Annotated in this window: 21 protein-coding genes; 11 read left to right on the forward strand and 10 right to left on the reverse strand. The window is 61.5% G+C overall.

What is annotated here, in order from left to right:
* Positions 1-7 precede the first annotated feature (7 nt).
* Together F7R20_RS10660 and F7R20_RS10665 are read right to left on the reverse strand one after the other, a co-directional pair.
* On the reverse strand, positions 8-268 hold the full coding sequence (locus F7R20_RS10660) for a putative signal transducing protein (RefSeq protein WP_003205482.1): 261 nt from the start codon (positions 266-268) through the stop codon (positions 8-10).
* Positions 269-283: 15 nt separating this feature from the next.
* A complete protein-coding gene (locus F7R20_RS10665; protein ID WP_003205483.1) occupies positions 284-466 on the reverse strand; it encodes a CPXCG motif-containing cysteine-rich protein in 183 nt (60 codons plus the stop codon).
* Positions 467-606: 140 nt separating this feature from the next.
* Here F7R20_RS10665 and F7R20_RS10670 point away from each other — a divergent pair, with 140 nt between their 5' ends.
* Positions 607-1,773, forward strand: a complete 1,167-nt coding sequence (locus F7R20_RS10670) for a 1-acyl-sn-glycerol-3-phosphate acyltransferase (RefSeq protein WP_032833016.1) — start codon at positions 607-609, stop codon at positions 1,771-1,773.
* A 188-nt stretch (positions 1,774-1,961) separates the two neighbouring features.
* Here the strand turns inward: F7R20_RS10670 and F7R20_RS10675 are convergent, their stop codons facing one another.
* The gene (locus tag F7R20_RS10675) at positions 1,962-2,243 is read right to left on the reverse strand and encodes a hypothetical protein (protein WP_003205486.1); all 282 of its coding nucleotides are present in this window, start codon (positions 2,241-2,243) and stop codon (positions 1,962-1,964) included.
* A 231-nt stretch (positions 2,244-2,474) separates the two neighbouring features.
* On the opposite strand from F7R20_RS10675, the gene F7R20_RS10680 reads away from it, so the two are divergent.
* Positions 2,475-2,681, forward strand: coding sequence for a hypothetical protein (locus F7R20_RS10680; RefSeq protein WP_003205487.1), 207 nt, complete (start codon positions 2,475-2,477; stop codon positions 2,679-2,681).
* A 169-nt stretch (positions 2,682-2,850) separates the two neighbouring features.
* Here F7R20_RS10680 and F7R20_RS10685 read toward each other — a convergent pair whose 3' ends face one another.
* The gene (locus F7R20_RS10685; protein ID WP_003205489.1) at positions 2,851-3,435 is read right to left on the reverse strand and encodes a YajG family lipoprotein; all 585 of its coding nucleotides are present in this window, start codon (positions 3,433-3,435) and stop codon (positions 2,851-2,853) included.
* Between the two features lie 205 nt (positions 3,436-3,640).
* Here F7R20_RS10685 and F7R20_RS10690 point away from each other — a divergent pair, with 205 nt between their 5' ends.
* Together F7R20_RS10690 and mqo are read left to right on the forward strand one after the other, a co-directional pair.
* Positions 3,641-3,874, forward strand: a complete 234-nt coding sequence (locus F7R20_RS10690; protein ID WP_003205490.1) for a hypothetical protein — start codon at positions 3,641-3,643, stop codon at positions 3,872-3,874.
* Between the two features lie 738 nt (positions 3,875-4,612).
* A complete protein-coding gene (gene mqo / locus F7R20_RS10695) occupies positions 4,613-6,121 on the forward strand; it encodes a malate dehydrogenase (quinone) (protein WP_003205492.1) in 1,509 nt (502 codons plus the stop codon).
* Between the two features lie 116 nt (positions 6,122-6,237).
* Here the strand turns inward: mqo and F7R20_RS10700 are convergent, their stop codons facing one another.
* A complete protein-coding gene (locus tag F7R20_RS10700) occupies positions 6,238-6,525 on the reverse strand; it encodes a PA4642 family protein (RefSeq protein ID WP_003205493.1) in 288 nt (95 codons plus the stop codon).
* A gap of 61 nt (positions 6,526-6,586) precedes the next feature.
* On the reverse strand, positions 6,587-7,069 hold the full coding sequence (locus F7R20_RS10705) for a hypothetical protein (RefSeq protein ID WP_003205495.1): 483 nt from the start codon (positions 7,067-7,069) through the stop codon (positions 6,587-6,589).
* A gap of 203 nt (positions 7,070-7,272) precedes the next feature.
* Here F7R20_RS10705 and dauA point away from each other — a divergent pair, with 203 nt between their 5' ends.
* Positions 7,273-9,015, forward strand: a complete 1,743-nt coding sequence (dauA, locus tag F7R20_RS10710) for a C4-dicarboxylic acid transporter DauA (protein ID WP_003205497.1) — start codon at positions 7,273-7,275, stop codon at positions 9,013-9,015.
* 165 nt (positions 9,016-9,180) lie between these two features.
* On the opposite strand, the gene F7R20_RS10715 is transcribed toward dauA, so the two are convergent.
* A complete protein-coding gene (locus tag F7R20_RS10715) occupies positions 9,181-9,654 on the reverse strand; it encodes a WbuC family cupin fold metalloprotein (protein ID WP_003205499.1) in 474 nt (157 codons plus the stop codon).
* A 3-nt stretch (positions 9,655-9,657) separates the two neighbouring features.
* Positions 9,658-10,215 carry a hypoxanthine-guanine phosphoribosyltransferase gene (locus tag F7R20_RS10720; protein WP_003205500.1) on the reverse strand — a complete coding sequence of 186 codons (558 nt, stop codon included), beginning with the start codon at positions 10,213-10,215 and terminating at the stop codon, positions 9,658-9,660.
* Between the two features lie 164 nt (positions 10,216-10,379).
* On the opposite strand from F7R20_RS10720, the gene upp reads away from it, so the two are divergent.
* Both upp and F7R20_RS10730 read left to right on the forward strand, forming a co-directional pair.
* Positions 10,380-11,018 (forward strand): uracil phosphoribosyltransferase, encoded by a 639-nt coding sequence (upp, locus tag F7R20_RS10725; RefSeq protein ID WP_003185330.1) that lies wholly within the window; start codon positions 10,380-10,382, stop codon positions 11,016-11,018.
* Positions 11,019-11,020: 2 nt separating this feature from the next.
* Complete coding sequence (locus tag F7R20_RS10730) at positions 11,021-12,295, forward strand: uracil-xanthine permease family protein (protein WP_003205502.1); 1,275 nt, start codon at positions 11,021-11,023, stop codon at positions 12,293-12,295.
* Between the two features lie 124 nt (positions 12,296-12,419).
* Here F7R20_RS10730 and hemH read toward each other — a convergent pair whose 3' ends face one another.
* Together hemH and F7R20_RS10740 are read right to left on the reverse strand one after the other, a co-directional pair.
* Positions 12,420-13,445: a ferrochelatase gene (hemH, locus tag F7R20_RS10735; RefSeq protein ID WP_003205503.1), complete on the reverse strand. Its 1,026-nt coding sequence runs from the start codon at positions 13,443-13,445 to the stop codon at positions 12,420-12,422.
* 13 nt (positions 13,446-13,458) lie between these two features.
* The gene (locus tag F7R20_RS10740; protein WP_003205506.1) at positions 13,459-14,358 is read right to left on the reverse strand and encodes a TIGR01777 family oxidoreductase; all 900 of its coding nucleotides are present in this window, start codon (positions 14,356-14,358) and stop codon (positions 13,459-13,461) included.
* Positions 14,359-14,554: 196 nt separating this feature from the next.
* Here F7R20_RS10740 and F7R20_RS10745 point away from each other — a divergent pair, with 196 nt between their 5' ends.
* From F7R20_RS10745 to phrB, 4 genes are all read left to right on the forward strand, one after another.
* Positions 14,555-15,541, forward strand: coding sequence for an NAD(P)/FAD-dependent oxidoreductase (locus F7R20_RS10745; RefSeq protein WP_003205507.1), 987 nt, complete (start codon positions 14,555-14,557; stop codon positions 15,539-15,541).
* A 173-nt stretch (positions 15,542-15,714) separates the two neighbouring features.
* Complete coding sequence (locus F7R20_RS10750) at positions 15,715-16,677, forward strand: YbgA family protein (protein ID WP_003205508.1); 963 nt, start codon at positions 15,715-15,717, stop codon at positions 16,675-16,677.
* Positions 16,677-17,624 (forward strand): MerR family transcriptional regulator, encoded by a 948-nt coding sequence (locus F7R20_RS10755; RefSeq protein ID WP_003205509.1) that lies wholly within the window; start codon positions 16,677-16,679, stop codon positions 17,622-17,624. The genes F7R20_RS10750 and F7R20_RS10755 overlap by 1 nt, the downstream gene beginning before the upstream one ends.
* A 12-nt stretch (positions 17,625-17,636) precedes the next feature.
* A complete protein-coding gene (phrB, locus tag F7R20_RS10760; RefSeq protein ID WP_003205510.1) occupies positions 17,637-19,088 on the forward strand; it encodes a deoxyribodipyrimidine photo-lyase in 1,452 nt (483 codons plus the stop codon).
* Positions 19,089-19,146: the final 58 nt, after the last annotated feature.

Genomic DNA, 19,146 nt, shown 5'->3' on the forward strand with positions numbered 1-19,146 from the left:
CGCCAGCCTAACAGACCAGCGTGCCGGGATAGCTGTCCGGTTCATCGCCGGGCAACGGCAGTGCGGCATTGTACGCGGCGATCAACTCCCGGGCGTATTGCGCCTGGTCATCCTCCACCGCCAGTCCCAGCAAGCCCTGCATCGGCAACTCCCCCGCACCGCCCAGCAAATCGCGCCCCACCAGATGCGCCGTGATGCCTTCGCTGGCAAGCATGCCTTGCAGCAACTCGCCTTCCATCAGGCTTTCCAGCTCGTAGATTCGCCGCATCGGTGTTGCCCCCCGTCAGTCGTCTTCTCTGAAGACCTCGAGATGCCATTCCTCACCATGGACCTGCAACACAAAGGTGATTGGCCGGCAACACACCTGACAATCCTCGATGTAGGTCTGGTCGCCGCCGGACAAGTCCAGGGATGTCTCAACGTCCTCCCCACAATAGGGACATTCATAATGAGCGCTTTCCAGCATCGCGGTCTCCCAGGTGACTTGTGCGTATAATCGCCGGTCTATTTGCAGGGCTATTTTTGTCTGGCTTATCTTCCTGACCGTGCCCTGTCGTTTTTTCGTTAGAACCTTTTACTTACCCTAGCCGTTTCCAACAAGAGAGCATGATGGGCGAATTCGATGCCATCCGACCTTACGACGACAGCGAAGTCCCAGCGGTGCTGGCACGACTGCTTGGCGACAAGGCGTTTCTAGATATCCTCACCCACTTCCGCTTCCCACGCCTGGCCGGCGCCTTCGGCTGGATGCTCAAACCTCTTATAGCGCAAAGATTGCGTCGTGAGTTCGCCGGTGTGACGTCGGTCGCCACGCTGCAGGACAAGGTGGAGTTCTACGTCGACCACACCATCGAGCGCGCCACCGATGGCGTGACCTATACCGGGGTGGAGCAATTCAAGTCTGGCAGTGCGTACCTGTTCATCGCCAACCACCGCGATATCGTGATGGACCCGGCCTTCGTCAACTACGCCGTCTACCACGCCGGCCTGCCGACCCCGCGCATCGCCATTGGCGACAACCTGCTGCAAAAGCCCTTTGTCAGCGACCTGATGCGCCTGAACAAGAGCTTCATCGTGCACCGCTCCATCACCGGGCGGCGAGAAAAAATGGCGGCGTACCAGTTGTTGTCGGCGTACATCAACCATTCGATCCGCAACGACTGCGCCTCGATCTGGATCGCCCAGGCCGAAGGACGAGCCAAGGACGGTGACGACCGGACCGAATCGGCGATCCTCAAGATGTTCCACATGAGCCGCAAGGACGAGCCGTTCGGCGAGGTGATCCAGTCACTGAACCTTACGCCGGTGTCGATCAGCTACGAATACGACCCGTGCGACCAGGCCAAGGCCCGCGAGTTGTACATCCGCGCCACCACCGGCACTTACACCAAGGCCCCGGGCGAGGACGACGTGAGCATCGCCAAGGGCATCACCGGCTACAAGGGCCGGGTCCACGTGAACTTCGCCGCGCCCATCACCGAGCTGTTCGAGGACACCAAGCAATTGGCCCAGGAGATGGACCGGCAGATTCTCGGCGGCTACCGCCTGTTCCCGGTGCATTACCTGGCTTACGCCCAATGGGCCGACGCCGATCCGCAGTTGCAGGTGCCTAAGGCGGCCGAGGTGTTCGGTGCCGAAGAGCTGGCCAAGGCCGAGCAGGAATGGCAGCGCCGGCTGGACGCTTGCCCGCCGGAACACCGACCGTTCCTGGTGCTGCAATACGCAACGCCGGTGCGAAATCAGTATCGGGTCAAGGCGGGGTTGGCGCTTTAAAGCCACGACGAGGGAGCTTGCTCCCGCTGGGTTTGTGTAGGAGCTGCCGAAGGCTGCGATCTTTTGATCTTTCGCTTGAGATTCAAGTGTCTGGGGAGAGATCGCAGCCTCGTTGCACTCGACAGCTCCTACACAGCTCCTACGGGCGCTGCCCAGCGGGAGCAAACGCCCTTTCCACGGCTACTGCGTCAGAACTGCGTACTGATCCACGACACCAGCAACGCCAGCGCCAGGCAGCCAAAGCCAAACCGGTAGAAAAACCGGTTCATCCGCTGAGTGGCCAGATCCAGCAGCGCTTCAAATCGTTCGTTGCTATCGCGATTGCGCGCTTCAAGGCAGGCCCGCGCCCGTTGTTCACGGCGGCGCGTCGCATGCAGCACCCAGCCGCCCGGGCAGGCAAACAGCAACGCGAGCAGGTTGATCAGTTTGGCGGGGTGGGCGGCGAACAACGAAAGCAGATGCGACGACATCACGAACCTCAAGCGAAAAAACGGACAGGGTACGTCCGTGGCCTACAAACAGGGCGCGGATTCTACCGAAAGCCTGACGCCCTGCGCCGCTTTTTCCGACCAGTAACGATCCCGCCGCAACGCTGGGTTCTTCTGTGGCGAGGGAGCACGCCCTGGGTTAATTTTACCCGTCACGGTTTCGTCATCTGATTAGGCCACTCTGTCGCCCTTCAAACCTGCACGGAACCCGTCATGCTGCACGCCGAAAACCAGGACCGCCTCTATCTCATCAGCCCAAGCGACGAACAGCAGAACCTCGTCGACAGCCTGTCCTTCAACGTGCAGGACCGACATTGGCTGGTGTATTGCGCCCTGGGCGGCCATCAACATGCCGATCTTCCGGAGACAGACCTGCTGACCGGGATCAGTATGCTGGAACTGTACTCAGAGGCTGCATGACGGTTTCACTCTGTGGGAGCAAGGCTTGCCCGCGATGAGGGCAGCACCTTCGACAATGCTGTGAAGGACAGATCGCTATCGCGGGCAAGCCTTGCTCCCACAGGTCTTGCTTTCAAAAGTCTCATCGCCCCCTGGGCCATTGCAGCCCAGGGGTCATGCCGCCGAAACCTTACTCAGCCAGTACCTGGCCAATGGTCGGGTCCTTGAACAGCCGGGTCAGGGCATCGCTCAAGACGTCGCTGACCAGCTTGGTGTTGGTGTCCTGGTTAGGTGCCATGCCGAAGCGCTGGTCCAGGGACGCACCGTAACGGCCGCTGTAGCGACGGTTGGCGTTCTGCACGTCGGAGCGGAAGGTCGCGCCGATGGTCGCTTCGGTCACGTACATGCCTTCCTTGGGCGACTGGTACTTGAGCTCGGCCAGGGTCACCGTCAGTTGCGGTGCATTCAAGGCATTGGCGGTCGGCGTGAAGCCCAGCAAACGCACGGCGGCTTCAGCCTGGGCCTGCAGCTTGGGCAGGATCTGCGCGCCCTGCACCGTGATCACACTGGTTTCCGGATACAGCCCGCCACGGGTGCCGAGCGTCGGCGACGGACGACCGTCCACCACCCGCACCACCACCGGCTGGCCACGACCCACAGGCGCCAGCTGGGCATTGAGCTTGGGCTCCGGGTTAAGTTGTTGCGGGCTGTGGGCGCAGCCGACGAGGGTCAGACTGGTCACAGCGATCAAACCGAACAACAGGCGTTGCAACATGCTCTTCTCTCCAGAATCGGGCACAAACAGGCCGGCAGTATAGCGGTGCGCCATCGCCGTGAACTAGCGTCGCACGATGAATACTGAAATGTCTGACACGGGCCATGGTTGCCGGTTCCTGTCACCCCATTGTCACGGTCCTTACACCGGCATGTCATAGCCCACTGTCAGGCTTATCCCAAGCTCCCTGACCCGGTATCCGATCATGCGCTTCCTTATTTCCCTGTTCACCCCTCGTCCTCATCACCGCAGCTTCGCCTTGCTCGATCGCGACGGCCGTTGCCAGGCGTTCAAACAGTGCAGCCTGCAACCCATGGGCGAAGGCTGGGTGGAAATCGAAGAGATCCGTCTCAACTGGCTGCACCAGCCACTGCCCGCCAGCGCCCGCGTGCAAGCGCTTCCTGCTCGCGCACGTAACCGGCAGCTGTTGACCATCTGACCGGACGGCTAATAAAAGTCATTAAACACGACCATTTCCCTGCGTTTCTTCGATACAATCTCCCCCCGATTATAAGGACGTCTCCTGATCGGGCCTCGCAACACCGCTGATGCGCTGGTATTGGCACCCCGCAACGCCCACAGAGAGCCGCCCACACAGATCGAGTGAAGCTGGCGTGCTTGCTGTTCCTCCAGGCAAATCACCACTTTTCGCGAATCTGCAGAGCTGTCATTACGCTCGGTCACTGAGCTGTCTGCCCGTTTTGCCTGTCATGTATTACATGGGGGCAACCAAACCGGGCGCAGTGCCAGGCTGGGACAGCCCTTTTTTGAGGTTCACGTCTTCAAAAGAGCGTGAAAAAACGGGTTTTCACAACTTCACGAGAGTGTGGCGAGCAAATGAAGAGTTTTGCGTCTGAACAAGCACCATTAGCGTCTGAAACAGCCCAACGACACAGGACCGGATATCGCTCAAGAACCGGCGCCTGAAGCCTGTCCGCTACGGATTTGGTTGCACGAACGGATGTCTCGGCCATAAGTCGAATTGCCTGCCCGGCGCTTAAATGAGTTCATGTGACTCTTGAGGCCAGGCTGCATGCATCCGCAGTAGGTGCGAAAAATTGCGAAGATTCGGACATGGCGATCCTGGCCATGGATAACTGGGGCGCAACTGACCTGCCCCGCCACTCTTGGCCGCTATGCCGACAATTTGGTGCTGCAGATTTTGGAGACGCGTTAAATGGCGCATAACGAAGCAGTCGATGTAGTTCTGGTAGGGGCCGGCATCATGAGTGCCACCCTGGCCGTACTGCTCAAGGAGCTCGACCCCGCGATCTCGCTGGAAGTCGTCGAGCTGATGGATTCCGGTGCCGCGGAGAGTTCCAACCCGTGGAACAACGCCGGTACCGGCCACGCCGGGCTGTGTGAGCTCAACTACACGCCCCAGGCAGCCGACGGCAATGTCGACATCAAGAAGGCCGTGCACATCAACACCCAGTTCGAGGTGTCGAAGCAGTTCTGGACGTACCTGACCAGAAAAGGCACGTTCGGCTCCTCCAAGTCCTTCATCGCCCCGGTGCCACACCTGAGCTTCGTGCAAGGCGAGAAAGGCGTGTCGTTCCTGAAGAAGCGCTTCGAGCTGATGCACCAGCATCACGCCTTCGCCGACATGGAATACACCGAGGACAAGGCCCGGATGGCCGAGTGGATGCCGCTGATGATGCCTGGTCGGCCGGCCGATGAGGTTATCGCCGCCACCCGTGTCATGAACGGTACCGACGTAAACTTCGGCGCCCTGACCAACCAGTTGCTCAAGCACCTGACCAGCGCCCCGGACACCCAGGTCAAATACTGCAAGCGCGTCACCGGCCTCAAGCGTAACGGCAGTGGCTGGACCGTGAGCATCAAGGACGTCAATTCCGGCAGCAGCCGCGATGTCGACGCCAAGTTCGTGTTCCTGGGTGCCGGCGGTGCGGCGTTGCCGTTGCTGCAAGCCTCGGGCATCGAGGAAAGCAAGGGCTTCGGCGGCTTCCCGGTCAGTGGCCAGTGGCTGCGTTGCGACAACCCGGAAGTGGTCAAGCACCACCAGGCCAAGGTCTACAGCCAGGCCGCCGTGGGCTCGCCGCCGATGTCGGTGCCGCACCTGGACACCCGTGTGGTCGATGGCAAGAAATCCCTGCTGTTCGGGCCATACGCCGGTTTCACCACCAAGTTCCTCAAGCACGGCTCGATCATGGACCTGCCGCTGTCGGTACGTGCCGGCAACATCGGCCCGATGCTGGCCGTGGCCCGGGACAACATGGACCTGACCAAGTACCTGATCAGCGAAGTGATGCAGTCCATGGAACAGCGCCTGGAATCCCTGCGTCGCTTCTACCCCGAGGCAAAGGCCGAGGACTGGCGCCTGGAAGTGGCCGGCCAGCGGGTGCAGATCATCAAGAAAGACCCGAAGAAAGGTGGCGTCCTGCAGTTCGGTACCGAACTGGTGGCGGCCAAGGACGGCAGCCTCGCCGCCCTGCTCGGCGCATCGCCGGGTGCTTCGGTGACCGTGTCGATCATGCTGGAACTGATCGAGCGTTGCTTCCCGGACAAAGCCAAGGGCGAGTGGGCTACCAAGCTCGCAGAGATCTTCCCGGCCCGGGAAAAAGTGCTGGAAACCGACGCGGCGCTGTATCGCAAGATCAATGCGCAGAACAACATCGCGCTGGAGCTGGTTGAAGAAAGCAGCGAGACTCAAAGCTACGCTTGATTTGATCGCATAAAAAAACGCCCCGTTCTCCATGAGAGCGGGGCGTTTTTTATGGGTGACGCTTTCGTGGCGAGGGAGCTTGCTCCCGCTGGCCTGCGAAGCAGGCCCAGGATCAATCAGCCACGCGCCTTCTCGATCAAATCGATGTAATCCTCGGCATTACGCTGGTCGCGCACCAGCGCGACGAAATCGTTGCCGTGTTCATCCTTGCCATTGAGGTCATGACCGGCCGCGACGAAGAACGTCAGGAAACGCTCGAAATCGTCGACCCGCAGGCCGCGGTAGGCCTTGATCAGTTTGTGCAGCGACGGCGACGTGGCATCGACCGGTTCGAAATTGAGGAACAGCTTGATCTGTTCATCGCCAATCTCGTCGCCAATCACTTGTTTCTTGTCTTTACGCATTGCCGGCTCCAGCTCGCACAGTTCACGGGGCGGGCAGTTTACCCCCGGCAGGCCTCGGGGCTCAACGCGGGCGTTCGGCACCGGTGTGCAGGTCGGCCCAGATATGGCCGTTGGCGTAAGTGAGAAACTGCACATAGACCGTGTTGTTGCGCAGCAGATCGATGACCACCCGGTACTGGGCCTGTGGATAAGACAGCGTCAGGGTCTTGCTTGCCTCGTCGAAGACCGGTTTCTTCAGGCTTTTGCTTTCGCCGTCGAAGTTAAGGATCACCTGGCTGAGGGTCGCCCCCTTGTTCATCGGCTTGCCCTTGAGGCGGACCAGCAGCGGCGAAGTGACTGGAATCGGTTGCTGATTGGACTGACGCTGGTTACCCAGCACCACCGAATACTCGGTGACTTGCAGCAACTGCTGCTGTTCAGGCTGCTCCTGGCGCACCACCAGGTCATCAGGCGGCAGGAACTGACTGTGCATCGGCGCAGCCTCGGCCGCCAAGGGCAGGCTGGAGATCAACAGCAAAGTGGCGCAGCGGATCAATACACGCATGACAAGCTCCGGGGTCTTGGCCGGGCACTCTAGCATGAGCCCAAGCGGTAAAAATAACGATCCAGATCAATACATCCGCGCAACGAGCACGGCATACTCAAAGAGCCATCAGCCCCGGTCTAGCGACGCATGATCGTTCCCACGCTCCTGCGTGGGAATGATCTGTATAGGGCCAGTGCCAGCCCCACCTTCAAGGAGTATTCATGTCTTTCTCCGCCCCACCGTTGTTTGCCGCCTGGCGTCAGGCCTGGCGCGCCGGTTACACCCTTGAACGCCTGCGTGGCGACCTGGTGGCCGGGCTGACCGTCGGCATCATCGCCATCCCACTGGCCATGGCCCTGGCGATTGCCGTTGGCGTGCCGCCGCAACATGGCTTGTACACGGTGTTGGTGGCCGCGCCCTTGATCGCCCTCACTGGCGGCTCGCGCTTCAACGTCAGCGGGCCGACGGCGGCGTTCGTGGTGATCCTGCTGCCCATCACTCAACAATACGGCCTCGGCGGCTTGTTGTTGTGCACCATGCTCGCCGGCCTGATCCTCATCACCTTGGGATTGATGCGCGCCGGACGGCTGATCCAATACATCCCCTACCCGGTGATCCTTGGCTTTACCGCCGGGATCGGCGTGGTCATCGCCACCTTGCAACTCAAGGATCTGCTGGGGCTGACCACCATCGGGCAAGCCAAGCACTACATCGAACAGTTGGGCGAACTGATCATGGCACTGCCCAGTGCCCGGCTCGGCGATGGCATCATCGGCGTCACGTGCCTGGCGGTGTTGATTGCCTGGCCACGCTGGGTACCGCGGGTTCCCGGGCATTTGGTTGCCTTGCTGGTCGGGGCGCTATTGGGACTGGCGCTGGAGCGCGGCGGTTGGCCGGTGGCGACATTGGGTGAGCGTTTCAGCTACGTGGTCGATGGCATCAGCCACCCCGGTATCCCGCCGTTTTTACCAAGCTTCGAGTGGCCATGGAACCTGCCTGATGGCCAGGGGCATCCCTTGACGCTTTCCTATGACCTGATCCGCCAATTGCTGGGCCCGGCCTTCGCCATTGCCATGCTTGGCGCCATCGAGTCGCTGTTGTGCGCCGTGGTGGCGGATGGCATGACCGGCAGCAAGCACGACCCCAACGCAGAACTGATCGGCCAAGGCCTGGGCAATCTCGTGGCGCCGCTGTTTGGCGGTATCACCGCCACGGCGGCCATTGCCCGCAGCGCGACCAATGTGCGCAGCGGCGCCTCTTCACCGCTGGCCGCGATCATTCACAGCCTTGTGGTGCTGCTGGCGATGGTGCTGCTGGCGCCCTTGTTCAGCTACCTGCCAATGGCTGCCCTGGCGGCGCTACTGGTGATAGTGGCCTGGAACATGAGCGAAGCCGGACACGTGCTGCATACCTTGCGCATCGCACCGCGCAGCGACGTACTGGTGCTGCTGACCTGCCTTAGCCTGACCGTCCTGTTCGACATGGTCATGGCCGTCGCCGTCGGCCTGCTGCTGGCCGCCGGGCTGTTCATCAAGCGCATGAGCGAACTGACCGACAGCGCCGAACTGCCGCGCCACTTCCACCAGGCGCTGCTGGACATGCCCGAGCATGTGCGCTGCTACGCAATTCGTGGGCCGCTGTTCTTCGGCGCGGCAGAAAAAGCCCTGGACGTGCTGCGCAAGTTCGATCCGGGGGTGCGCGTGGTGGTGGTGGAAATGAGCGCCGTGCCCATGCTGGACATGACTGCGCTGGCTGCGTTTGAAAACGTCCTGAAGGATTACCGCAAACAGGGCATCGGCCTGATCCTGGTCGCGACGGCGCCAAGGGTGCGCCTGAAGCTGCGCCGTGCCGGTATTCATCGCGAGCAGCGGCAATTGGCGTATGTGCAGACCCTGGAGCAGGCGCGGGTCAAGAGCGAGCAATGGCTGGCTGCTGGTAGCACCGCTCGTTCCAGCCTTGCCTGAACCGTGGCGAGGGGGCTGGCTGGCGCCAGGGGCGAATGCCAAAAACTGTGGGAGCGAGCTTGCTCGCGATGACGGCGGTACGTCCGACACCCAGGTAATCCGACACTCCGCTATCGCGAGCAAGCTGGTTCCCACCCTCGGGAACCAGCTCCTCGCTACGGAGTACTAGTCGAACTGGGCGCGCATCCAGGCGTGGTATTGCGCCACGCCGGGCTCGCCTTCACGGGGCGCCCAGTGGGCCAGTTCGCCCTCGCCTACGGGCCGGTAGGGGCCGGCCTTGCATTCGAACATCAGGCTGTCGGCTTCCAGCACCACCAAACCGTGATACACGCCGGCCGGCAGGTCGACGCCGAGGCAATCGCCACCGGCCTGCAGGATGCGTTTGTCCACCACCGCACCGGTTTCATCGAAAATCAACACCCCCAGCCGGCCCTTGAGCACCAGCAAGGTTTCCGCCTTGTCGGCGCTCAGGTGGCGGTGCGGCGGGATGTAGGTCGAAGGCTGCAAGCCCACCGCCATGCGGTGGCACGGCTCATCCATCTCATGGAAGTTATGGTGCTGCCGTCCGCGAGGACTGGCCGCAGCTTTTTCGGCCAATTCATCGAACAGTGCATGATCCAGAAAGCTTGGCCGGGTCATCGATTACATTCCTTTAACGGCGAAAATGCCATTGGCGTTGCGCCAGTAACCTTTGTAGTCCATGCCATAGCCGAAGATGTAGCGGTCGATGCACGGCAGGCCGACGAAATCGGCTTTCAAGTCAGGACGCGCCTTGCGGTCATGGTCCTTGTCGATCAGCACGGCGGTGTGCACGGCGCGGGCACCGGCGTGTTTGCAGAAGTCGATGATCGCGCCCAAGGTGTGACCTTCGTCGAGGATGTCGTCGATGATCAGCACGTCGCGGTCGATGAACGAGACTTCCGGCTTGGCTTTCCAGAACAGGTCGCCGCCGCTGGTTTCGTTGCGATAACGCGTCGCGTGCAAGTAGGACGCTTCCAGGGGGAAGTTCAGGTAGGTCAGCAGTTTGCCGGAGAAAATCAGCCCGCCGTTCATGACACAGAACACCACCGGGTTGGCATCAGCCAGTTGGTCGTTGATTTGCGCACCGACACGGGCGATGGCCGCTTCGACTTCGGCTTCGGTGTACAGGCAGTCAGCCTCTCGCATGATTTGACGGATATGCTCGAGATCAGCGGACATGGCGCTCTCCAAGGGTGGCAGGGTTCGGAAAAACCGGCAAAGGTACGCATCCCGCCCGGCCAGATCAAGCGTTTGTGGACTAACGTTCTGTATTGTCTATAGGACAACACCCTCGGATAGATTAATCTAGGCCGGTTTTTTTGCCCGCCGCCGGAGCCTTCCCCATGCCCATCCTCGAGATCCGCCATCCGCTGATCAGACACAAACTCGGCCTGATGCGCCGCGCTGACATTAGCACGAAGAACTTCCGTGAACTCGCCCAGGAAGTCGGTGCCCTGCTCACTTACGAGGCCACCAAGGACCTGCCGCTGGAGTCCTATGAAATCGACGGTTGGGCCGGCACGGTCCAGGTCGAGAAAATCGCCGGCAAGAAGATCACCGTGGTGCCGATCCTGCGCGCCGGCATCGGCATGCTCGAGGGCGTGCTGAGCCTGATCCCGGGGGCCAAGGTCAGCGCCGTGGGCGTGGCTCGCAACGAGCAGACCCTACAGGCGCACACCTACCTGGAAAAACTGGTGCCGGAAATCGACGAGCGCCTGGCGATGATCATTGACCCGATGCTCGCCACCGGCAGCTCCATGGTCGCCACCATCGACCTGTTGAAAAAGGCCGGCTGCCGAGACATCCGCGCCATGGTGCTGGTCGCCGCTCCCGAAGGCATCAAGGCCGTGCAGGATGCCCACCCGGACGTGACCATCTACACCGCGTCCATCGATCAGAAACTCAACGAACACGGCTACATCATCCCGGGCCTGGGCGATGCCGGCGACAAGATCTTCGGCACCAAGCAGAAGGACGCTTGAGCATGCAGGATGAGTTCAACGATCCGCTCTGGCGCCAGGTGCTGTCCGGCGCGCAGATGCTGTTCGTCGCCTTCGGCGCGCTGGTATTGATGCCGCTGATCACCGGGCTGGACCCTAACGTGGCGCTGTTCACGGCCGGCCTGGGAACGATCCTGTTCCAAATCGTCACCGGGCGCCAGGTGCCGGTGTTCCTGGCTTCGAGCTTTGCCTTCATTACCCCGATCATCCTCGCCAAGGGCCAGTTCGGCCTGGCCGCGACCATGGGCGGCGTGATGGCGGCAGGTTTCGTCTACACCTTTCTCGGCCTGGCGGTGAAGATCAAGGGCACCGGGTTCATCGACCGGCTGCTGCCGCCGGTGGTGATTGGCCCGGTGATCATCTCCATCGGCCTGGCCATGGCACCGATTGCCGCCAACATGGCGATGGGCAAGGCCGGCGACGGTACCGAGCTGATTCATTATCAAACCGCGATGCTGATTTCGATGCCAGCCCTGCTTACCACCCTGATCGTGGCGGTGTTCGGCAAAGGCATCTTCCGCCTGGTGCCGATCATTTCCGGGGTGTTGGTGGGCTTTGCCATGGCGTTTTTCTTCGGCGTCGTGGACACCGCGAAAATCGCCGCCGCGCCGTGGTTCGCCCTGCCGAACTTCACTGCACCGGAGTTCAATTGGCAGGCGATCCTGTTCATCGTACCGGTAGCGCTGGCACCGGCCATCGAGCACATCGGCGGCGTGATAGCCGTGGGCAGCGTGACCGGTCGCGACTACCTGAAAAAACCCGGCCTGCACCGCACACTGCTCGGTGACGGCATTGCCACCACCGCCGCCGGCCTGTTCGGCGGCCCGCCCAACACCACCTACGCCGAGGTGACTGGCGCGGTGATGCTGACCAAGAACTACAACCCGAAGATCATGAGCTGGGCGGCGATCTTTGCCATCAGCCTGGCATTCATCGGCAAGTTCGGCGCGCTGCTGCAAAGCATCCCGGTGCCGGTGATGGGCGGGATCCTGTGCCTGTTGTTCGGTTCGATTGCGGCGGTGGGCATGAACACTTTGATCCGCCACAAGATCGACCTGGGCGAGGCGCGCAATCTGGTGATCGTTTCGGTCACGCTGGTGTTCGGCATCGGCGGTGTACTGGTGGGCACCGGCACTGGGCCGGACGACTTCGGCCTCAAAGGCATCGCGCTGTGCGCGGTGGTGGCGATTGCGTTGAACCTGCTGCTGCCGGGCAATGACAGCTGGAAGCAGAAGCAGGCGGATGAGCCGCTGCTGTAGATTCACCGCCTGCACTATTGTCATCGCGGGCAAGCCTTGCTCCCACAGGTTTTGAGTGGACCATGCTTGAATGGTCAAGACAAAATCTGTGGGAGCAAGGCTTGCCCGCGATGCTTTTCGAGGTTTACAGAGCTATCGGCGCCCGTTCGCAGAGGGTACTCAACGCCTGCGCCCACTGCGCCTCATCATTGAGGCAAGGCACCAACACCAACTCTTCTCCCCCCGCCTCGCGGAACTGCTCGCGGCCGCGATCGCCGATTTCCTCCAGGGTTTCAATGCAGTCGGCCACGAACGCCGGGCACATCACCAACACTTTCTTCACGCCGCTTTTAGCCAATTCCTCCAAGCGCGCCTCGGTGTAGGGTTCGATCCACTTGGCCCGTCCCAATCGCGACTGGAACGACACCGACCACTGACCATCCTTGAGCCCCATGCGCTGGGCGAACAGCTCGGCAGTGCGAATGCATTGCGCGCGGTAACAGGTCGCCATGACTTCCGGCGGCGCGTTCTTGCAGCAGTCGGCATCCTTGAAGCAATGAAACCCCGTAGGGTCGAGCTTGGTCAGGTGTCGCTCCGGCAAGCCGTGGAAACTCAACAACAGATGATCGTGTTCCTGTATCAGGTACGGCTTGGCGCTGGCCACCAGGGCGTCGACGTATTCGGGCTGATCGTAGAACGGTTGGAGAATCGAGAACTGCACATCGAGTTTCTTTTCCCGCACGACCCGCTTGGCCTCCTCGATCACCGTGGTCACGGTGCTGTCGGCGAACTGCGGGTACAACGGCGCCAACGTGATCTTCTTGTGACCCTGGCTCGCCAGCCGCACCAATGCCGATTCAATGGACGGCTCGCCATAACGCATTGCCAGCTCTACCGGGCCCCGGGTCCACTGCGCGGTCATGGCCTGTTGCAGCCGGCGGCTGAGCACCACCAGCGGCGAACCCTCCTCCCACCAGATCGAGGCGTAGGCATGGGCCGACTGCTCGGGACGCTTGATCAGGATCAGCGACACCAGCAAGCGCCGCACCGGCCATGGCAGGTCGATGACATACGGATCCATCAGGAATTGATTGAGGTAGCGGCGCACATCGGCCACCGAAGTGGAGGCAGGCGAACCCAGATTCACCAGAAGCAACGCGTGATCGGTCATGCAACGTCCTATTTCAAAGGCGGCTGGACAAGTCTTCCAGGGCCGCAGGCAAATCAGTGAACCGGAATGTGAAACCCGCCGCCTGCAATCGGGCCGGCGTGGCGCGCTGGCCGCCGAGCAACAGCAATGACAACTCCCCCAACGCGACTTTCAACACAAGTTCCGGCATCGGCACCACGGCTGGCCGATGCAATACATGCCCCAGGGCCTTGGCAAAATCGCGGTTGCGCACCGGGTTCGGAGCGCACGCATTATAAGGACCGCGGGCATCAAAGCGGTGCAGAAGAAAATCAATCAGGGCGATTTGATCGTCAATATGAATCCACGGCATCCACTGCCGACCATTGCCGATACGCCCGCCCAGCGCCAGTTTGAACGGCAGCAGCAGCCGCGACAAAAAGCCGCCCTCGGCAGACATGACCAGGCCGGTACGAACCAGCACCACGCGTATGCCCAACGCCTCGGCTCGTTGCGCGGTTTCTTCCCAGGCGATACACAACTGGCTGGCGAAATCTTCGCTCACCGGCCCCGATTCCTCGGTCAACTCACGCTCGCCACCGTCGCCATACCAGCCCACCGCGGAACCGGAAATCAATACCTGCGGTTTCTGCTCGCATCGCTCCAGCCACGCCAGCAAAACTTCCGTCAACGTGATGCGACTGCTCCACAACAACATCTTGCGTTTGTGGCTCCAGGGCCGGTCGGCAATCGGCGCTCCCGCGAGGTTGACCACCGCGTCCACCGGCTCGACAATTTCATCGAGCCGGGCAACGCCTCGCACATCTGCCCCACAGATTTTCGCCACTTCTTCGGGTCGGCGACTCCATACCGTCAAGCGATGTCCCTGCCCCAACCAGAGGCGGCAGAGCTGACGTCCGATCAAACCAGTACCGCCGGTCAGCAATATGTGCATGAGATGTTCCTCGCATCGCGTTTTACCCGGCCCATTAGTCTATTTTTATAAGCAGGGATTTTTCGTATTGGACAGGGTCTGTGTTTAACAATAGGACAAGCTGTCCAAACGCGAACGGTAAAACTTATACCAAAAACCCGAATTGTACAGGTTTAAACGACGGCGTAGCCTGTACAGAAAGGTAAACGAGGCCCTCATGACTGTACCTATCGCAATCATCGGCACCGGCATCGCCGGACTTTCAGCCGCCCAGGCCCTGACGGAGGCCGGGCATATCGTTCAACTCTTCGATAAAAGCCACGGCAGCGGCGGACGCATGTCGAGCAAACGCAGCGACGCCGGCGCATTGGACATGGGCGCGCAATACTTCACCGCCCGCGATCGCCGTTTTGTCACGGAGGTCCAGCGCTGGCAAACAAACGGCTGGGCGGCGGAATGGAACCCGCAACTCTACAACTTCCAGAACGGACAACTGAGCCCATCGCCGGATGAACAGACCCGCTGGGTCGGCACGCCGCGCATGAGCGCTATCACCCGCGCCCTGCTCGACAAGTTGCAGGTGCAGTTTTCCTGCCGGATCACCGAGGTGTACCGCGGCCAGGAACACTGGCATTTGCAGGACGCCGAAGGTTTCACCCACGGCCCCTTTGGCCAGGTGGTGATCGCCACGCCCGCGCCCCAGGCCACCGCATTGCTGGCGGCCGTACCGAAGCTGGCCGCAGTGGCCGCCGGGGTGAAGATGGACCCGACCTGGGCCGTGGCACTGGCCTTCGAAACACCGCTGGATACACCCATGGAAGGCTGCTTCCTACAGGACAGTCCCCTGGACTGGCTGGCGCGCAACCGCAGCAAGCCGGGGCGCGACAACACGCTCGACACCTGGATACTGCACGCCACCAGCGAATGGAGCCGGCAACACATCGACCTGTCCAAGGAAGCCGTGATCGAACACCTGCACGGCGCCTTCGCCGAACTGCTGCACAGCGCGATGCCCGCACCGAGCTTCAGCGTGGCCCATCGCTGGCTCTACGCCCGCCCCGCCGGCAACCACGAATGGGGCGCGCTGGCCGATGCCGACCTGGGCCTGTACGTGTGCGGCGACTGGTGCCTGTCCGGCCGGGTCGAAGGCGCATGGCTCAGCGGCCAGGAGGCTGCACGCCGCCTGCATGCAAGCCTGCAGTAAAGCGCGTCACCCATCGCTATCCGCTGCTGTCGAAAGAGACAGCAGCCTGCCTGCGACACAGATTGAGGTCGCCTCGCCACACAATCCGGTTGACTTGTGCCCGTTCGGACCTATGATGAAAATATTGTACAGAAATACAAAACTGTACAAGATTTAGCAATCAGAGGTCGCCTATGCCCAGCACAGCCATCGCCAAACCCAGAATCGCCATCAGCGCCTGCCTGATGGGTGCTGAAGTTCGCTTTAATGGCGGGCACAAGCAATCGCAGTTGTGCAGCCGCACCCTCGTCGACTATTTCGATTTCGTGCCGGTGTGCCCCGAAGTCGCCATCGGCCTGGGTATCCCCCGGGAGCCGATTCGCCTGGTGGGCGACCCCGAACACCCCGAGGCGCTCGGCACCGTGAATCGCGACCTCAACGTGACCCGGCCACTGGCCGACTACGGGCAGCAAATGGCCGGGGAACTGGATGACATCTGCGGCTACATCTTCATGCAGAAATCGCCGTCCTGCGGACTGGAGCGGGTCAAGGTCTACGACCACAACGGCGTGACCCAGGATGGCGGCGGGCGCGGCATCTATGCCCAGGCCTTCTGCGAACGCCACCCCGACCTGCCGGTGGAGGAAGACGGTCGTCTCAACGACCCGGTACTGCGCGAGAACTTCCTGACCCGGGTGTTTGCCTATGCCGCCTGGCAACCCTTGCGCCGCCAGGACCTGACCCGTCGCGACCTGATCGAATTTCACTCGCGCTACAAATACCTGCTGATGGCCCACAACCCGGTGCAATACAAGGCCCTGGGCAATTTGCTGGGCAACATGGGCAAGGCCGACCCCAATGAGTTGGGCCCACGCTACTTCAGCGCATTGATGGCCGCCTTGAAGAAATGCGCCACCCGCCGCACCCACACCAACGTGCTGCAACACCTGAGCGGTTACCTCAAGCGCGCCATCGACGCCGAGGACAAGCAGGAAGTACAGCATCTGATCGGGCAATACCGCCTCGGCATCGTGCCCTTGGTGGTGCCACTGACGTTGCTCAAGCATCACTTGCGCCAGCATCCCGATCCTTACCTGGCGCAGCAGGTCTACCTGCAACCGCACCCGGAAAACCTCAGCTTGCGAAACGCTATTTGATGAAGAGCGAACCCGACTCCAGCGCCAGCGAAGACCTGGGGGCCGACTTTGCCAAGGCCTTGGCACAAGGCTGGCTGCCCATACGCGAGGTCGCCCGGCAAACCGGTGTCAACGCCGTCACGCTGCGAGCCTGGGAACGCCGTTACGGCCTGATCGTGCCGCACCGCACGCCCAAGGGGCACCGGCTGTTCAATGCCGACCATGTGCAACGGATCCTGAGCATTCTCACCTGGATCGACCGTGGCGTTGCGGTGAGCAAGATCAAGCCTTTGCTGGACACACCGCAGCCACCGACCGAACCCACACAGGTGCCGGAGAATGACTGGCAGCGTCAGCGCCACGCCCTGGTGCTGGCGGTGACGCAACTGGCCGAGCGCCAGATCGATGACCTGGTCAACCAGGCGATGGCGCTGTACCCGCCCTGGACCGTGTGCGAGCAGTTGCTCTTGCCGTTGCTGGCCGAGCTGCACCAGCGCTGGCAAGGCCAGTTCGGTGCGCAGCTGGAACGGGTCTTCCTCTACTCGTGGCTGCGCAGCAAGTTCGGCAGCCGGATCTACCACAACAACCGTCAGTTGCGCGGCGCGCCACTGTTACTGGTCAATCATTCGGACTCGCCCCAGGAGCCGCACCTGTGGCTCACCGCCTGGCTGGCCAGCAGCGCCGACTGCCCGGTGGAAGTGTTCGACAGCCCGCTACCGGCCGGCGAACTGGCCCTGGCGGTCGAGCGCCTCAAGGCCCGCGGCGTCCTGCTGTATTCCAGTCACGCCCTCAACCTGTCCCAACTGCCCAGGCTGCTGGGTGGAATCGATTGCCCGATCGTCATTGCCGGCCCGGCCGCGTCGATCCACCACGCCAGGTTATCCACAGGCGCGTCGATGATTGACGTGTCCTGGGCCGAAGACCCGTTATCGGCTCACCGCGAACTGAGTCGCCGAGAACTCCTTTAAATGGAAGACAGCATGCAACTGATCTGGCTGCGCAGCGACTTGCGCCTGCACGACAACACCGCCCTCGCGGCTGCGGCAGCCCAAGGCCCCTGCGTGGCGGTGTACTTGACCAGCCCCGAACAATGGCGCGCCCATGACGACGCACCGTGCAAGATCGATTTCTGGCTGCGCAACCTCGGCGCGTTGAGTGCGACCCTGGCCGAATTGAACATCCCACTGCTGATCCGCGCCGCTGCGCATTGGCACCAGGCCCCGCAGGTACTACTCAAGCTGTGTCGCGAACTGAACGTCGGCGCCGTGCATGTCAACGAAGAGTACGGCCTGAATGAAACGCGACGCGACGCCGAAGTCGCCCGCGTGTTGAATGACCAGGGCGTTGAATTTCACAGCCACCTCGATCAATTGCTGTTCAAGCCCGGTAGCGTACTGACCAAGACCGGCAATTACTTCCAAGTGTTCAGTCAGTTCCGCAAGGTCTGCTACAGCCGTCTGCACTTTTCATTGCCGAGCCTGGTCGCCACGCCGGCCCGGCAGGCCCTCACCGGCATTGCCCGCGACCCGGTGCCGACGCAAGTCGATGGGTTCGCCCCGCCCAGCGAAGCGCTACGCGCCCTCTGGCCCGCCGGGGAAACCGAAGCCCGTCGGCGCCTGGACACCTTTGTCGACCAGCACATCGACGATTACCAAGGCGAACGGGATTATCCCGCCAGACCCGGCACCAGCCAGCTCTCGGCCTATCTGGTGGCCGGCGTGGTGTCGCCACGTCAGTGCCTGCACGCCGCGCTGCAAGCCAACCAAGGTGAATTCGAGAGCGGAAGTGCCGGTGCTGTGACCTGGATCAATGAATTGCTCTGGCGCGAGTTTTATAAACACATTCTCGTGGGCTATCCACGCGTGTCGCGCCATCGTGCGTTTCGCCCGGAAACCGAGGCGCTGGCATGGCGCAAGGCCCCCGCAGAATTGGAAGCCTGGAAGCAAGCACGCACCGGCCTGCCGATTATCGATGCAGCCATGCGTCAATTGCTGGAGACCGGTTGGATGCACAACCGCTTGCGGATGGTCGTAGCCATGTTCCTGACCAAGAACCTGTTGATCGATTGGCGCGAAGGCGAGCGCTTTTTCATGCAGCACCTGATCGACGGCGACCTGGCCGCCAACAATGGCGGCTGGCAGTGGAGCGCCTCCACCGGCACCGATTCCGCGCCCTGGTTCCGTATCTTCAACCCGTTGAGCCAGTCGGAAAAATTCGACCGCGAGGGCCTGTTCATCAAACGCTGGCTACCTGAACTGAACGATCTGGACAAGCAACAGGTCCATAGCCCAAATACCCAGGGCGGCTTGTTTGGCGCCGTGGATTATCCGGCACCGATTGTCGACTTGAGGCAATCCAGGGCGCGTGCGCTGGCAGCGTTCAGAAACCTGCCAGCACGACAGGACGCGACCGTTGAGGGGATGGGCGATTAGCGAACAAGAAATTGCCAGCCAGCGGGATGCATTGTTTATCCGATAACATATAGTCTTA

It is taken from the genome of Pseudomonas brassicacearum subsp. brassicacearum (genome assembly GCF_008801605.1).
In the GTDB taxonomy this organism is placed as follows: Bacteria; Pseudomonadota; Gammaproteobacteria; order Pseudomonadales; family Pseudomonadaceae; genus Aquipseudomonas; species Aquipseudomonas brassicacearum.

What these genes read in the sequence shown, in the direction of transcription:
- upp (WP_003185330.1), top strand. Translation starts at nt 10,380, where the DNA reads ATGCCCATCCTCGAGATCCGCCATCCGCTGATCAGACACAAACTCGGC.
- F7R20_RS10755 (WP_003205509.1), top strand. Translation starts at nt 16,677, where the DNA reads ATGAAGAGCGAACCCGACTCCAGCGCCAGCGAAGACCTGGGGGCCGAC.
- F7R20_RS10705 (WP_003205495.1), bottom strand. Translation starts at nt 7,069, where the DNA reads ATGCGTGTATTGATCCGCTGCGCCACTTTGCTGTTGATCTCCAGCCTG.
- F7R20_RS10675 (WP_003205486.1), bottom strand. Translation starts at nt 2,243, where the DNA reads ATGTCGTCGCATCTGCTTTCGTTGTTCGCCGCCCACCCCGCCAAACTG.
- phrB (WP_003205510.1), top strand. Translation starts at nt 17,637, where the DNA reads ATGCAACTGATCTGGCTGCGCAGCGACTTGCGCCTGCACGACAACACC.
- F7R20_RS10680 (WP_003205487.1), top strand. Translation starts at nt 2,475, where the DNA reads ATGCTGCACGCCGAAAACCAGGACCGCCTCTATCTCATCAGCCCAAGC.
- F7R20_RS10665 (WP_003205483.1), bottom strand. Translation starts at nt 466, where the DNA reads ATGCTGGAAAGCGCTCATTATGAATGTCCCTATTGTGGGGAGGACGTT.
- F7R20_RS10720 (WP_003205500.1), bottom strand. Translation starts at nt 10,215, where the DNA reads ATGTCCGCTGATCTCGAGCATATCCGTCAAATCATGCGAGAGGCTGAC.
- hemH (WP_003205503.1), bottom strand. Translation starts at nt 13,445, where the DNA reads ATGACCGATCACGCGTTGCTTCTGGTGAATCTGGGTTCGCCTGCCTCC.
- F7R20_RS10715 (WP_003205499.1), bottom strand. Translation starts at nt 9,654, where the DNA reads ATGACCCGGCCAAGCTTTCTGGATCATGCACTGTTCGATGAATTGGCC.
- F7R20_RS10660 (WP_003205482.1), bottom strand. Translation starts at nt 268, where the DNA reads ATGCGGCGAATCTACGAGCTGGAAAGCCTGATGGAAGGCGAGTTGCTG.
- F7R20_RS10750 (WP_003205508.1), top strand. Translation starts at nt 15,715, where the DNA reads ATGCCCAGCACAGCCATCGCCAAACCCAGAATCGCCATCAGCGCCTGC.
- F7R20_RS10670 (WP_032833016.1), top strand. Translation starts at nt 607, where the DNA reads ATGATGGGCGAATTCGATGCCATCCGACCTTACGACGACAGCGAAGTC.
- F7R20_RS10690 (WP_003205490.1), top strand. Translation starts at nt 3,641, where the DNA reads ATGCGCTTCCTTATTTCCCTGTTCACCCCTCGTCCTCATCACCGCAGC.
- F7R20_RS10745 (WP_003205507.1), top strand. Translation starts at nt 14,555, where the DNA reads ATGACTGTACCTATCGCAATCATCGGCACCGGCATCGCCGGACTTTCA.
- dauA (WP_003205497.1), top strand. Translation starts at nt 7,273, where the DNA reads ATGTCTTTCTCCGCCCCACCGTTGTTTGCCGCCTGGCGTCAGGCCTGG.
- F7R20_RS10730 (WP_003205502.1), top strand. Translation starts at nt 11,021, where the DNA reads ATGCAGGATGAGTTCAACGATCCGCTCTGGCGCCAGGTGCTGTCCGGC.
- mqo (WP_003205492.1), top strand. Translation starts at nt 4,613, where the DNA reads ATGGCGCATAACGAAGCAGTCGATGTAGTTCTGGTAGGGGCCGGCATC.
- F7R20_RS10740 (WP_003205506.1), bottom strand. Translation starts at nt 14,358, where the DNA reads ATGCACATATTGCTGACCGGCGGTACTGGTTTGATCGGACGTCAGCTC.
- F7R20_RS10700 (WP_003205493.1), bottom strand. Translation starts at nt 6,525, where the DNA reads ATGCGTAAAGACAAGAAACAAGTGATTGGCGACGAGATTGGCGATGAA.
- F7R20_RS10685 (WP_003205489.1), bottom strand. Translation starts at nt 3,435, where the DNA reads ATGTTGCAACGCCTGTTGTTCGGTTTGATCGCTGTGACCAGTCTGACC.